Source organism: Caballeronia sp. GACF4 (assembly GCF_023631025.1).
Lineage (GTDB): Bacteria > Pseudomonadota > Gammaproteobacteria > Burkholderiales > Burkholderiaceae > Caballeronia.
Genome location: NZ_JALQDW010000005.1, coordinates 167,314 through 181,102, shown reverse-complemented (window position 1 = coordinate 181,102; position 13,789 = coordinate 167,314). Strand labels below are relative to the sequence as shown.

11 protein-coding genes are annotated in these 13,789 nt (G+C 62.2%); 6 read left to right on the top strand and 5 right to left on the bottom strand.

Features of this window, described 5'->3' with window-relative positions; genetic code table 11:
- The first annotated feature begins 282 nt into the window (after positions 1–282).
- The gene (locus NCR40_RS07020) at positions 283–1,650 is read left to right on the top strand and encodes an 8-oxoguanine deaminase (protein WP_250509069.1); all 1,368 of its coding nucleotides are present in this window, start codon (positions 283–285) and stop codon (positions 1,648–1,650) included.
- Between the two features lie 80 nt (positions 1,651–1,730).
- Here NCR40_RS07020 and NCR40_RS07015 read toward each other — a convergent pair whose 3' ends face one another.
- Entirely contained in the window at positions 1,731–2,663 is a 933-nt protein-coding gene (locus NCR40_RS07015; protein ID WP_244825293.1) for a LysR substrate-binding domain-containing protein, read from the bottom strand.
- A gap of 280 nt (positions 2,664–2,943) precedes the next feature.
- Here NCR40_RS07015 and NCR40_RS07010 point away from each other — a divergent pair, with 280 nt between their 5' ends.
- The 4 genes from NCR40_RS07010 (at position 2,944) to NCR40_RS06995 (ending at position 7,809) form a co-directional block, all read left to right on the top strand.
- Positions 2,944–4,515 carry an ABC transporter ATP-binding protein gene (locus NCR40_RS07010; RefSeq protein ID WP_250509068.1) on the top strand — a complete coding sequence of 524 codons (1,572 nt, stop codon included), beginning with the start codon at positions 2,944–2,946 and terminating at the stop codon, positions 4,513–4,515.
- Between the two features lie 2 nt (positions 4,516–4,517).
- On the top strand, positions 4,518–5,624 hold the full coding sequence (locus NCR40_RS07005; protein ID WP_250509067.1) for an ABC transporter permease: 1,107 nt from the start codon (positions 4,518–4,520) through the stop codon (positions 5,622–5,624).
- A 13-nt stretch (positions 5,625–5,637) separates the two neighbouring features.
- Positions 5,638–6,567 (top strand): ABC transporter permease, encoded by a 930-nt coding sequence (locus NCR40_RS07000; protein WP_244825290.1) that lies wholly within the window; start codon positions 5,638–5,640, stop codon positions 6,565–6,567.
- Between the two features lie 156 nt (positions 6,568–6,723).
- Positions 6,724–7,809: a BMP family ABC transporter substrate-binding protein gene (locus NCR40_RS06995; RefSeq protein WP_250509066.1), complete on the top strand. Its 1,086-nt coding sequence runs from the start codon at positions 6,724–6,726 to the stop codon at positions 7,807–7,809.
- Between the two features lie 73 nt (positions 7,810–7,882).
- On the opposite strand, the gene NCR40_RS06990 is transcribed toward NCR40_RS06995, so the two are convergent.
- From NCR40_RS06990 to NCR40_RS06975, 4 genes are all read right to left on the bottom strand, one after another.
- Positions 7,883–8,092 (bottom strand): dodecin, encoded by a 210-nt coding sequence (locus tag NCR40_RS06990; protein WP_244825288.1) that lies wholly within the window; start codon positions 8,090–8,092, stop codon positions 7,883–7,885.
- Positions 8,093–8,267: 175 nt separating this feature from the next.
- Positions 8,268–8,759 (bottom strand): hypothetical protein, encoded by a 492-nt coding sequence (locus NCR40_RS06985; protein WP_244825287.1) that lies wholly within the window; start codon positions 8,757–8,759, stop codon positions 8,268–8,270.
- Between the two features lie 318 nt (positions 8,760–9,077).
- Positions 9,078–9,521 carry a large conductance mechanosensitive channel protein MscL gene (gene mscL / locus NCR40_RS06980; protein ID WP_244825286.1) on the bottom strand — a complete coding sequence of 148 codons (444 nt, stop codon included), beginning with the start codon at positions 9,519–9,521 and terminating at the stop codon, positions 9,078–9,080.
- Between the two features lie 172 nt (positions 9,522–9,693).
- On the bottom strand, positions 9,694–11,082 hold the full coding sequence (locus NCR40_RS06975) for a DUF2252 domain-containing protein (protein WP_250509065.1): 1,389 nt from the start codon (positions 11,080–11,082) through the stop codon (positions 9,694–9,696).
- A 221-nt stretch (positions 11,083–11,303) separates the two neighbouring features.
- On the opposite strand from NCR40_RS06975, the gene glgX reads away from it, so the two are divergent.
- Positions 11,304–13,514 carry a glycogen debranching protein GlgX gene (gene glgX / locus NCR40_RS06970; RefSeq protein ID WP_250492328.1) on the top strand — a complete coding sequence of 737 codons (2,211 nt, stop codon included), beginning with the start codon at positions 11,304–11,306 and terminating at the stop codon, positions 13,512–13,514.
- The last annotated feature ends 275 nt before the right edge of the window (positions 13,515–13,789 follow it).

Sequence of the window (13,789 nt, the reverse complement as noted above, 5' to 3'; positions counted from 1 at the left end):
CGGCGCATGACAGCGGCGCGTAAGCTTGGTTCTTCTTCACGAGACGCCCGCGCCGCGCTTCCACACGGCTATCGAGCGATGCTAACCGCGCCAAAATTCGCGAATATATTGCGCGCCTGAAGACGACTATGCCGGCTGTGCCATTGCCGCGATATTTTTGGCTGCGGAAAGTGGCGATGCGCGCTTATCATGCCGCGTCCCGAAGACGGCGTCGAAGCTGGGTAACCGGGGCTTTACACACGGTCCAGTTACTTTTTCGATTCCAACTTCGGAGGCAAACAGATGCAAGCGAAAACCCGCAGTCTGCTGGTGAAGAACGCGCGAATGCTCGTCACGATGGACGAGACGCGCCGCGAGATCGCCGATGGCGGTTTGTATATCGAAGGCAATCGCATCGTCGCGGTTGGCCCGACGAGCGAATTGCCGCAAACCGCCGACGACGTGCTCGACATGCGCCGTCATCTCGTGATTCCCGGCCTCGTCAATACGCATCACCACATGTATCAGAGCCTGACGCGCGCCATTCCCGCCGCGCAGAACGCCGAGTTGTTCGGCTGGCTCACGAATCTGTACAAGATCTGGGCGCATCTCACGCCCGAGATGATCGGCGTGTCGACGCAGACGGCGATGGCCGAACTCATGCTCTCGGGTTGCACCACATCGAGCGATCATCTGTATATCTATCCGAATGGCAGCCGGCTCGACGACAGCATCGAGGCGGCGCGCGAAATCGGCATGCGTTTTCATGCGGCGCGCGGCAGCATGAGCGTCGGTCAGAAAGACGGCGGTTTGCCGCCGGATTCGGTCGTCGAAAAGGAAGATGCCATTCTGAAGGACTCGCAGCGCCTGATCGAAACGTATCACGATGAAGGCCGCTACGCGATGCTGCGGGTGGTCGTCGCGCCTTGCTCGCCGTTTTCGGTGAGCCGCGAGTTGATGCGCGATTCGGCGCTGCTCGCGCGCGAATACGGCGTGTCGTTGCACACGCATCTCGCGGAGAACGTGAACGACGTGGCGTACAGCCGCGAGAAGTTCGGCATGACGCCCGCCGAATACGCGGAAGACCTGGGCTGGGTCGGTCACGACGTATGGCATGCGCACTGTGTTCAGCTCGACAAGCCGGGCATCGAGCTCTTTGCACGCACGGGAACGGGCGTCGCGCACTGTCCGTGCTCGAACATGCGTCTCGCGTCGGGCATTGCGCCGATTCGCGCGATGCGTGACGCGGGCGTGCCCGTGGGTTTGGGCGTGGATGGCTCGGCATCGAACGATGGCGCGCAGATGGTCGGCGAAGTGCGGCAGGCGTTGCTGCTGCAACGCGTCGGCTTCGGCCCTGACGCGATGACCGCGCGCGAAGCACTGGAAATCGCCACGCTCGGCGGCGCGAAGGTGCTCAATCGCGACGACATCGGCGCGCTGGCGCCGGGCATGGCGGCCGATTTCGTATCGTTCGACCTGTCGCAGCCGGCGTTCGCGGGCGCGCTGCACGATCCGGTGGCGGCGCTCGTGTTCTGCGCGCCGTCGCAGGTATCGACGAGCGTGATCGACGGGAAAATCGTAGTGAAGGAAGGGCGCCTGACGACGCTGGATCTGGGCGCCGTGGTAGAGCGGCATAACCGGCTCGCGGGTGAACTGGCGAGTCACGGGTAGGCGTTAGAAACGCGGGAAGGCGGCTCGGAATGCGCCGGGATGGCGCGTTCCGAGCCGCAAGAACGCCGCAAGAACCGCTTTCAAGGCTGATCGATAAGCGAGCGCGTTGCTTCCGCGACGAGACCGCGCAGCCACCGAACCTCATCGGAGTAATGACAGCGCTCGTGCCACAACTGGTAGTACTGCATGGGCGGAAAGTCGAGCGGCGCCGGAACGACGGCAAGCGGCAGGAACCTCGCGTAATGATCGGCGAAGAGGCGGGTAGTCGTGAAGACGAGATCCGACTTGATCAGCACATAAGGCGCGAGATTGAAGTAAGGCAGCGTGACCACGACATGACGCTTGAGCCGCTCGCGCGCCAGATGCACGTCGATCGCCCCGCGCTGCCCGACCGAATAAGGCGTGGGCGCAAGATGCGGCGCGTTGAGATATTGATCGAGCGTGAGACCGCCGCGCTTGGCGAACGGATGTTGATTGCTGACGAGACACACGATCTTGTCGACGAACAGATTCGACAGATGCAATTGCTCCGGCGGTTCGGGCCAGTTGCCGACGACGATATCGAGCTTGCCGTCTTCCAGCGCGAGTTCGTAATCGAACGCGGGCCCGAGCGAATGGAATTCGAGCGTTGCATTGGGCGCGGCCTGCCGAAAGCGCTCGACAACCGTCGGCACGAACAGAACGTTCAGATAGTCGGGACAGCCAATGCGATAACACCGCACCGACGTGGAAGGGTCGAAATTATGCTGCTGCACCTTGATTCGCTCGATCTCGCGCAAGGCATTCTGCGTGGGTTCGAGCAAGCGTAGACCGTATTCGGTGGGCACCATCCCGGACTTGCCGCGCACGAGCAGCGGATCTCCGGTGATGTCGCGCAGACGCCTGAGCGCCGCGCTGATGGCAGGTTGCGACTGATTAAGCTTGACGGCCGCACGGGTGACGCTGCGTTCCATCAGCAAAGTGTGCAAGACGCGCAATAAGTATGTATCGATCGCCTCGCGCTGCTGACTCATGTTATCTCCGCTATAGCCAGTATATGTTCTGGCTGATCGTTCGTAGGGTGTTGCATATCATTTTTAATATGACGGAGAGATTACGTCAAGGTGTGGCTTACCCGCAAAGACTGGGAGAGCGGCGCATTGCATCGAATTTTGAGAGATCGACTTCGTGTCGCGAATTCTGTAAATTCTGCCCGCGGTATGGTTTGATGCGACACCTTTGTGTCACAAGACCCGTCTGCGGTCCTTTTCTTCCAGCTCGGCCTGCCGGTGGCCGGGCGCACTCCGTGAACTCATGGGCAACGCCATCACCCCTACGGATACGCCACCGCGCCTGGCGCTATCCGGCATCAGCAAGCAGTACCCGTCCGTCAAGGCCAACGACGGCGTGAACCTCATCGTGAAGCCAGGCGAGATTCACGCGGTGCTCGGCGAGAACGGCGCGGGCAAGTCCACGCTGATGAAAATCATCTATGGCGCGGTGCGTCCGGATGAAGGCGAGATTCGCTGGCAGGGCGAAGTCGTCGAAATCGGCAGTCCGGCGGCGGCGCGCAAGCTCGGCATCGGCATGGTGTTCCAGCACTTCTCGCTGTTCGAGACGCTGACCGTTGGCGAAAACATCGCGCTCGCGCTCGACGACAAGTTCGACATGAAAGCGCTGTCCAAGCGTATTCGCGATGTGTCGGCGGACTACGGGCTCGATGTCGATCCGCAACGTCACGTTCACAGTCTCACCGTCGGCGAACGTCAGCGCGTGGAGATCGTGCGCTGTCTTCTGCAGAACCCGCGCTTGCTCATCATGGACGAGCCGACTTCGGTGCTGACGCCGCAAGCGGTCAAGAAGCTCTTCACCGTGTTGCGACGGCTCGCGGCGGAAGGGTGCAGCATTCTCTACATCAGTCACAAGCTCGACGAAATCCGCGCGCTCTGCGAGAACGCCACCGTGATGCGCGGCGGCCGCGTGACCGGCAATGTCGATCCGCGCAACGAAACGGATGCCTCGCTCGCGCAATTGATGGTCGGCCATTCGCTGCCGGATTATCAGCGTCGCCAACACACGCCGGGCGATGTCCGGCTCGCGGTGAAGAACCTTTCGGTGGCGAGTCCCGATCCGTTCGGCACGTCGCTCGAAAACGTCTCCTTTGTCGTGCAGGCGGGCGAGATTTTCGGGATCGCGGGCGTGTCGGGGAACGGTCAGGCGGAATTGCTCGCGTCGCTCTCGGGCGAGATTCGCGATTCCCATGTCGCAACTGACGCCGTGTCGATCTGTGGCACGCCAGCCGCGCGGCTGTCCGCGGGCGCGCGGCGGCGTCTGGGCTTTGCGTTCGTGCCGGAAGAGCGGCTCGGGCGCGGCGCGGTTCCGGCCATGTCGCTCGCCGAGAATGGCTTGCTCACCGCGCACCGGCAGAGCATGGTGCGCGGCGGCTGGGTCAACTCGCGCGCGGTCAAGAGCTTTGCCGATCGCTGCATCAAGGCCTTCGACGTGCGTTGCGGCGGCAGCGGCGCGTTCGCGCAAAGTCTGTCGGGCGGCAATTTACAGAAGTTCATCGTTGGCCGCGAGATTCTTCAGGAGCCGAAGGTGCTCGTCGTCGCCCAGCCGACCTGGGGCGTCGATGTCGGCGCGGCGGGCTTCATCCGCCAGCAGTTGCTCGATCTCGCGGCGCGCGGCGTCGCCATTCTGGTGATCTCCGAGGAACTGGAAGAACTGTTCGACATCTGCGACCGGCTCGCCGTGATCGCGCGCGGCAAGCTGTCGCCGGTGCGCAAGACGCGCGAAACCAACGCGGAGGAAGTCGGCCTGTTCATGGCCGGACTGTTCGACGGAAAGCGCGCGCCCGCAGCCGAACTCGACTCATTGAGCAAGTAAAGATGATCTTCCCTTATCGACTCGAAGCGCGCCCGACACCGTCGCGCGCCATGCAGCTCGCCGTGCCCGTGGTCGCCGCGGTGGCGACGCTCGTCATCGGCTTCCTGATTTTCAGTCTCGTCGGGCAGGACCCGCTGCGCGCGATGCACGCGTTCTTCGTCGAACCGCTCTCGAACGTGAACGGCTGGTCGGAGCTCCTGCTGAAGGCGTCGCCCTTGTGCCTGATCGGGCTCGGGCTTGCGGTCGGTTATCGCGCGAACGTGTGGAATATCGGCGCGGAAGGGCAGATGCTTCTCGGCGGCATCGTCGCGGGCGGCATCGCCATCCATGTCGGCGATACCTCCGGCTGGTGGACGCTGCCCTTGATGATGCTCGGCGGCGTCGTGGGCGGCATGCTCTGGGCGGCGATTCCCGCGCTGCTCAAGAGCCGCTTCAACACCAACGAGATTCTGACGAGCCTCATGCTCACCTACGTCGCCACGCAGTTGCTGATCTATCTCGTGAGCGGCCCGTGGCGCGACCCCGAAGGCATGAACTTCCCCATCTCGGCGATGTTCGGCGACGACGCGCTCTTCCCGCGTCTCTACGGCGACTGGCACTGGACGTGGCTCAAGGGCACGCGTATCAACGCGTCGGTGTTTCTCACGGCCATCGCGGTGCCGCTCGTGTGGGTTTTCATGCGCAAGAGTTTCGCGGGCTTTCGCATGAACGTGGGCGGTCTTGCGCCGCTCGCCGCGCGCTACGCCGGTTTCTCGGACAAGAAGACCATCTGGACCTCGCTCCTGCTCTCGGGCGGCCTCGCCGGGCTCGCGGGCATGGGCGAAGTGGCCGGGCCTATCGGGCAATTGCAGGCGGGCTGGTCGCCGGGATACGGCTTCACGGCGATCATCGTCGTGTTCGTGGGACGGCTGCATCCGGTGGGCATCGTGCTCGCAAGTCTCCTGATGGCGCTGCTCTACCTCGGCGGCGAAGCGGTGCAGACCTCGCTGCAACTGCCGCAGGCGCTTGCGGGCGTCTTCCAGGGCTTGCTGCTCTTTTGCCTCCTCGGTTGCGACCTGTTCGTCAATTACCGCATCCGGCGCCGCGCGATCGCGCATCACGCTTCCTGACGAGACCTACGACATGGATATCAATCAAGCCAGCAATCTCGCCTCGAGCGCGGTCGTCGCGGCCATTCCGCTGATGTTCGCGGGCGCGGGCGAACTCGTCGCGGAAAAGTCCGGCGTGCTCAATCTGGGCGTCGAGGGAATGATGCTGATGGGCGCCGTCACCGGCTACGCGGTGACATCGATCACGGGTAATCCGTGGCTCGGCATCGTCGCGTCGATTTTCGCGGGCATCGCGATGGCGCTGCTGTTCGGCTTTCTCACCATCACCATGCTTGCGAATCAAGTCGCCACCGGCCTTTCGCTGACGATCTTCGGCATCGGCTTTTCGGCCTACGTGGGCAAGCCGTACACGTCGGCGGCAGTGCGCGCGAGCATCGACGTGATGCCGATTCCGGGTCTTGCCAGCATTCCCGTGCTCGGCCCGGCTATCTTCTCGCTTACGCCGCTCGGCTATCTTGCGTTCATCATGTTCGGCGTGATCGGCTGGTTTCTCTACAAGACGCGTGCGGGGCTCGTGCTGCGCTCGGTCGGCGAATCGCCTTCGGTCGCGCACTCGGTGGGCTTTCCCGTGGTCGGCGTGCGCTACGGCGCGACGCTCTTCGGCGGCGCGATGGCCGGTATCGCGGGCGGCTATTACTCCATCGTCTATCTGCACGTCTGGCAGGAGCAGCTCACGTCCGGACGCGGCTGGATTGCGCTCGCGCTCGTCGTGTTCGCCACTTGGCGGCCAGGGCGTCTTTTGATCGGCGCGCTCTTGTTCGGCGCCGTGATGGCGCTGCAGTTCTACGCGCAGGCCATCGGCGTGCCGGTGCCGACGCAGTTTCTCGCGATGCTGCCGTATATCGCGACCATCGTCGTGCTGGTGCTGATCTCGCGCAATCCGAACACCATCAAGCTGAACGCGCCCGCATCGCTTGGCAAGCCGTTCTTCGCGGCAAGCTGAACGTGGATTTGGCAACGCGCGCGCGGTTCTCCGCTGTTGCAGGGAGGCAGCACGCGCGCCGTCAGACGGTTCCGTTGCGATTTTTTTCCGACGAAACTGGCGCACGTCGTTTTCCATTTCGTGGCTCATCAAACAACATCGACCAGGAGAAACACAATGAATAAACCATGGCTGAAGGCAATCGCGGCAACCGTCGCTTTGTCCGCCACGCTCGCGACGGCGAGCGCGCAAGCGGCGGATGCACCGGGCGTCGCGTTCGTCTATCTCGGCAATCCGGGCGATGCAGGCTGGACCTTCGCGCACGACGCTGGCAGCAAGGAAGCCGAAGCGAAGTTCGGCGACAAGATCAAGATCACGCGCGTGGAAAACGTGCCGGAATCCGCCGACTCGGAGCGCGTGTTCCGCGATCTGGCGAACAAGGGCAACAAGGTCATCTTCGGCACGAGCTTCGGCTATCAGGACTTCCAGTTGAAGGTGGCGAAGGATTTCCCGGACACGATTTTCCTCACGGCCACGGGCTTCAAGAAGGCCAAAAACTTCGGCACATATGACGTGCGGATGTATCAAGGCGCGTACTTGGCAGGCGTCGCCGCCGGTTATGTGACGAAGAGCAATACGCTGGGCTTCGTGGCATCGGTGCCGATTCCCGAAGTGGTCCGCAACATCAACGCGTTCACGATGGGCGCGCGTTCGGTGAATCCGAAGGTCCACACGAAGGTCATCTGGATCAACAGCTGGTTCGATCCGGGCAAGGAAAAGCAGGCTGCCGAAACGCTGATCGGTCAGGGCGCGGACGTGCTCTTGCAGAACACCGACTCGAACGCCACGCTCAACACCGCGAACGAGAAGCACGTGTTCGCCTTCGGCTGGGATTCGAACATGAAGAAGTTCGGCCCGAACGCGCATTTGGGTTCGGTGGTCGCGCACTGGGGCGTGTACTACAACGCGGTCATTGAGCAAGTGCTCGATGGCAAGTGGAAGAACGACCCGGTGTGGCTCGGCATGCCGCAGAAGGCCGTGGACCTCGAGGACCTGAACAGCAGCGCGATTCCGCCGAAGGCCATGCAAGCCGTGTCGGCGAAGCGTGACGATCTGCACTCGGGCAAGTGGGATGTGTTCACGGGTCCGATCAAGGATCAGTCGGGCGCGGAAAAGGTGCCGGCCGGCAAGACGCTGACCGACCCGGAAATGCAGCGTATCAACTGGTACGTGGAAGGTGTGGACGGCTCGCTGCCGAAGTAAGCCTCGCGAGCAGGCTGCGAAACGAAAAACCGCGCGTCGTGCTGCCACGACGCGCGGTTTTTAATTGAAGCAATCAGTCTTCGATACGCAAGCCGACCTTGATCGTCACCTGCCAGTGCTGAATCTTGCCGTCTTCGACATGTCCGCGCGTTTCCGTCACTTCGAACCAGTGAATGTTGCGCAGCGTCTTCGATGCCTTCGACAGTGCGACGCGCACGGCGTCATCGCTCGATTCCTGCGACGAGCCGGTGAGTTCGATCTGCTTGTAGACGTGTTCCGTCATGATGTTCTCCTTGTGAAAAGCATGGCGATCGCTCGGGGCGAACGGGTGCAATGCGAAATGCTCGCGGTGTCGATGCAGCAAGGCGTGCGCCAACACACAGCCGACGCATGAAAGACGCGCGCCTCGCGAAAGAGCGAGGCGCGGGGGAAAACATCGAAGGAATTCAGCCGGGGGATCAGCGCAGCGGACGCGACGCGGCGTCGCCCGCATCCTGACGACGCGCGCCGCGCCGCCTGCGCGCCGAAACGGTCGCGCCGAATTCGCTCAAGATCTGCGTGCGAGCGCGGCTCGCAAACACGAGGAAGCCGAAGCCGTTCGCTTCGTACCAGTAGCCGCCGTTCTCCAGACCGTCGAGCGGCTGTTCGAGCGCGTTCGTGATCGACTCCACACAGCGCCTGTGCAGTTCGTCGATGGCGGGATAGGGCGGTTGAGCGCCGCGCACGCTGCATAGCAGGACATCGAGCCCTGGCAGCACATGCGCGTAGAGCACAGGCTCGTCCTGCGCGCGAGCGCGTGCAATTTTCGTATCGAGCTGACCGAACGGCTTGAAATGCCGGACCACGGCGAGGAAAGACTCGTCGCCATCAGCTTTCACACGTTTACGCTTTTTCGGGAAGGACATAAAAACTCGCCTGAAAAAGATTTGCAAGAAACGCAGCGTCCTCATGCGGCCACTCCCGTCTTGCGTGCCGCACGTCGATCTTTTATAGCGCATCGATGTGATCCGGTCACGGTGATTCGCAAACTTGAATGCACGCCGGGTTCTGCTACCGGTGCACACCCGTGGCGCACGAATCATGCCGATGACCGTTTGGCGGCCCGCTGGCATCCCTCTGAGCATCTATCTCAATAATAGTCCCGCTGCTGCCCTGTCGAACAGCCTAAAGAAAGAAAAAAGCGGGGGGGCGCACCAATTGACGGGTGGGTGCGCCCGGATGCAATGCGCTCACGCGCTCGACGAACCGGGCTTGCGGCCGTGATCGAATCAGACGCGCGGCCGTTTCAGCTCGTCGCGGATCTCGCGCAGCAGCAACACGTCTTCCGGCGTAGCGGCGGGCGGCGGCGGCGCTTCGGTGGGCTTGCGCAAATTGTTGATGAACTTGACCATCAGAAAGATGATGAACGCAAGGATGATGAAGTTGATCAGCACGGTAATGAACGAACCGTAGCCGAACACCGCGACACCCGCGGTCTGCAAGTCTTTATACGAATCGGGATTGCCTTTATAGCTGGGCGGTATCTGCCCCAGACGTATGAAAAGGTTCGAGAAGTCGAGCCCGCCCGTGGCCAGACCGACCACCGGCATGATCAGATCCTTCACGACGGAGTTGACTATCGTCGAGAAAGCGCCGCCGATGATCACACCAACGGCGAGGTCCATCACGTTGCCTTTGAGGGCGAAGTTCTTGAATTCGTCGATCATGCTCATGCGCGGCTTCCTCCAGTTGGTGTGAGACGTTTTTTGCGAGCTAAAAGCGGCAGCAAGGGCTATGCCATTGATCCACAGACGAAACGCCATAAGGCGCACGCTTCGTCCGGAGACACGAGCATGATAGTCAATTCGCTCGATGAACGTGCGCGCGGCGCGCAGGACATGCCTTTCAGGTCGTGCTCACGTGACCCACGCTGATAGCCGCGCAGAATGCCGCGTGATCCGCGACAGTCTGTGCGCCGTAGCGTTCGGCCCAGCTTGCATAGGCGGCGTCGAACTTGTCGGAGGTGCCGCAATAGCCCGTGATCAGCGCGGCGTCGCCCGTGCGGGCGTGCGCGCGAGCGAGCAGAAGGCCGAGACACCACGCGTAGAAATCGAAGGTCGCGCCATGCAGCCAGTCGACCGGAATGGAGCCGCGAATCTGCTTCATCTGGCGTACGTAGAAATCGCGCCCGGCGATGGTCGTCCAGCCAAGCAGCGCATCCGACGAACTCTGCATGAGCCTTTGCCCTTGCACGACGCGACGCCCCTGATGCTGCTGCGTCTCGTCAAGCGGCGCGACGAAGGGCGCGGCGGCCGGCACGATGCCTTCCTTCACCTGGATGAACAGCGGGTCGCCGAGCGCCCGGCCGAGCATGAGCACGAGGTAGGCGCGTGTGCCGACACTGCCGACGCCCACCACGCGATGCGCCACATCGGCGACTTCGTAGCGTTCCAGCATGATGCGCCATTCGCCCGCGATGGTTTGCAGATACGGCTTCAGGCCATCGACCACATGATTCTTCTCGGCGGCGTCGAGGCGCGTGAGAATCGGCGGATCGACCTTGAAGCGCCAGCTTTTGCCAGCGGGTTCGGCGACCTTGGCGAGCATGGTCGCGTGCGACCGCTTCATTGCGCGCTCGACCGTTTTCGTGATGGTTTCCTTCTCGTTGGCATCGAGCCTGGTCGGCGCGTCGATGTGGAGGGCGCTCGCGTATGAACGCATCTGCCAGAGATCGTAGGGGCTCACCTGCCAGAGCGAAGCCATGGACGTGCGATACGCCGCGCATGCCGAACGCACCGCGCGCTCGCGACCGCTCGCATCGACGCCATTTTCGCGCGCCGCCACGTTGATGCTCGCGGTGAGGCGCTTCAGGTCCCACTCCCACGGACCGACGAGCGTTTCGTCGAAATCGTTGAGGTCGAACACCACGTCCTGACGCGGCGTGCGAAAGAGTCCGAAGTTATTGATGTGCGCGTCGCCGTCGATGATCACGTTGTGCCCGATAGAGGGCGACTTCGCCAGATCCCAGGCCATGACCGTGGCCGACCCGCGCAGGAACGCAAACGGCGACTCGGCCATGCGCGCCATGCGCAGCGGGATGAGCCGCTCTTGACGGCCGGCGTTGACGGCGAGCACGCGCTCGACAGGGTTCGGCCGGTTGGCTTCGGGCTGCCAGCCCGCGTGGGCTTCGAAGGGCACGGCGTCGCGCAGCGCGCGGCCCTTGGCGCGGCTTTCCTCGGCCGTGCCAAGCGTATCGGATGATGTCGATGCCAAGGAGTTCGGGCGCGTGGGCAAGCGAATTCTCCTTCAGACGCTTGCGCGCCGATAGTTTTTACAAGGCACGCCCACTCACTCGGTCGGCGTGTCGATCTAATCTTGCGCCTAAGCAAGCATCACGCCGGAGGGGCCTGCGTGCGCGTGGGCACGCGATGTGCTCACTCATGTCCGCTGGAATCGCCCAACGCGACACATCATCCCGACGCTTTACGCGTCACTCTATTCGAACTCATCATCTCATGCCGAACGAACTCCGCATTGCCGAGGGCTCTCCCTTTCCGCTCGGCGCGACCTGGGACGGAAAAGGCGTCAACTTCGCGCTGTTTTCCGCCCACGCCACCAAAGTCGAGCTGTGCCTCTTCGACGAAAAGGGCGAGCAGGAGACGCATCGCATCGAATTACCCGAATATACCGACGAAGTCTGGCATGTCTACATCAACGACCTGGCGCCCGGCGCGGTCTATGGTTATCGCGTGCACGGACCGTACGAGCCCGAAGCGGGACATCGCTTCAATCCGAACAAGTTGCTGCTCGACCCGTATGCCAAGGCGCACGTTGGCGAACTAAAGTGGGACCCCGCCGTGTTCGGCTATACGCTCAACGCGGAAGGCGACGATCTCACCTTCGACGAACGCGACAGCGCGCCCTTCATGCAGAAGTGCCAGGTCGTCGATCAGACGTTCTCGTGGACGCACCCGACACGTGGCCGCGTGCCTTGGGAACACACGATCTTCTACGAGACCCACGTGCGCGGCTTCACGAAACGCCATCCGGCGATTCCCGAGCATATGCGCGGCACGTTCGAAGGGCTCGGCCAGAAGGAAATCGTCGATTACATCAAGAGTCTGGGCGTAACGTCCGTCGAACTGATGCCGATCCAGGCGTTCGTCAACGACAGCTACCTGCTCGACAAGGGACTCACGAACTACTGGGGCTACAACACCATCGGCTTTTTCGCTGCCGATCCGCGCTTCTTTGCGCGCGGTTCGGGTGCGATCGCGGAGTTCAAGGAGATGGTCGACCGCCTGCACGAAGCCGGCCTCGAAGTGATCCTCGACGTGGTCTACAACCACACCGCCGAAGGCAACGAACGCGGGCCGACGCTATCGTTCCGGGGTATCGACAACGCGTCGTACTATCGGCTGATGCCGGACGAGCCGCGCTACTACATCAACGATACGGGCACGGGCAACACGCTCAATCTTTCGCATCCGCGCGTCTTGCAGATGGTCACCGACAGCCTGCGTTACTGGGTGACGGAAATGAACGTCGATGGCTTCCGCTTCGACCTCGCCACCATTCTCGGACGCGAGACCTATGGATTCGACGAAGGCGGCGGGTTCCTCGACAGTTGCCGTCAGGACCCTATCCTCGCGACCGTGAAGCTGATCGCGGAGCCGTGGGATTGCGGTCCGGGCGGCTATCAGGTCGGCGGTTTCCCGCCGGGCTGGGCGGAATGGAACGACCGTTATCGCGATACCGTGCGCGGTTTCTGGAAGGGCGACGAAGGCGAAGCGCCAGAACTCGCCACGCGCATGACCGCGTCGGGCGACAAGTTCAACAAGCGCGGACGCCGTCCGTGGGCGAGCGTGAACTTCATCACGGCGCACGACGGCTTTACGCTCAACGATCTCGTCTCCTACAACGACAAGCATAACGACGCGAACGGCGAAGACAACAAGGACGGCCATTCGGACAACAAGTCGTGGAACTGCGGCGTGGAAGGTCCGACCGACGATCCCGAGATTCGCGCACTGCGCGAGCGCCAGAAGCGCAATCTGCTAGCGACGCTCCTGTTCTCGCAAGGCACGCCGATGATCCTGGCCGGCGACGAATTCGGCCGCACGCAAGAGGGTAACAACAACGCGTATTGTCAGGACGACGATATCAGCTGGGTGAACTGGGATATCGACGACGAAGGTCGCGCCCTGACCGAGTTCGTCCGCAAATTGACGACGTTACGTCATACGCTGCCCGTGCTGCGGCGTCAGCGGTTCCTGACGGGCGAGTATCGCCAGGATCTCGAAGTCGCGGACGTTAAGTGGCTTAGTCCGGACGGCCAGGAACTGTCGGACGAGCAATGGGGCGACCCGAACATGCGCTGCTTCGGCATGGTGCTCGACGGTCGCGCGCAGGCGACGGGCATTCGCAAGCCGGCATCCGATGCGACGTTGCTGTTGATCGTCAATTCATATCACGATGTCGTGGATTTCAAGCTGCCTGATATCCCGGGCTCGGATCAGTGGAGTTGCCTCATCGATACGAACGCGCCGATTCGCGAGGAACTGGAAGATTTCGACTCGGGGAACGTGTATCAGGTGACGGGGCGTTCGCTGCTGCTGTTGGCCTTGCATGCGCGCGGCGCGACGCGGCGAATCTTCAAGCGACTGGAAGAAGCGCTGACGGATGACGTGCCGCCCGATGCGCCGGAAGACAAGCCGGCCGCGTGAGGAATGAGATGACCCTTGCGTAGTGACCGGACGCAAGCGGTTATCATGCAGTTCCCTCGATGACGACGAGGCGGCGGCGAGCCGCCTCTTTTTTTAACCATGCCATTTCGCTTCTTTTTCCCTGTGCGGTTGCATGAAAGACTTCGCGCGGCGCCTGGCGCATGATGCTGCAAGCGTTGATGCGCGTTGCAACCTGGGATCAGCTCGAACGCATTTGGGAATTCGTGGTTGGGTTCTTCAAGTTCTTGTGGGCGTTGTTGCGGTTTTTGGGTGGC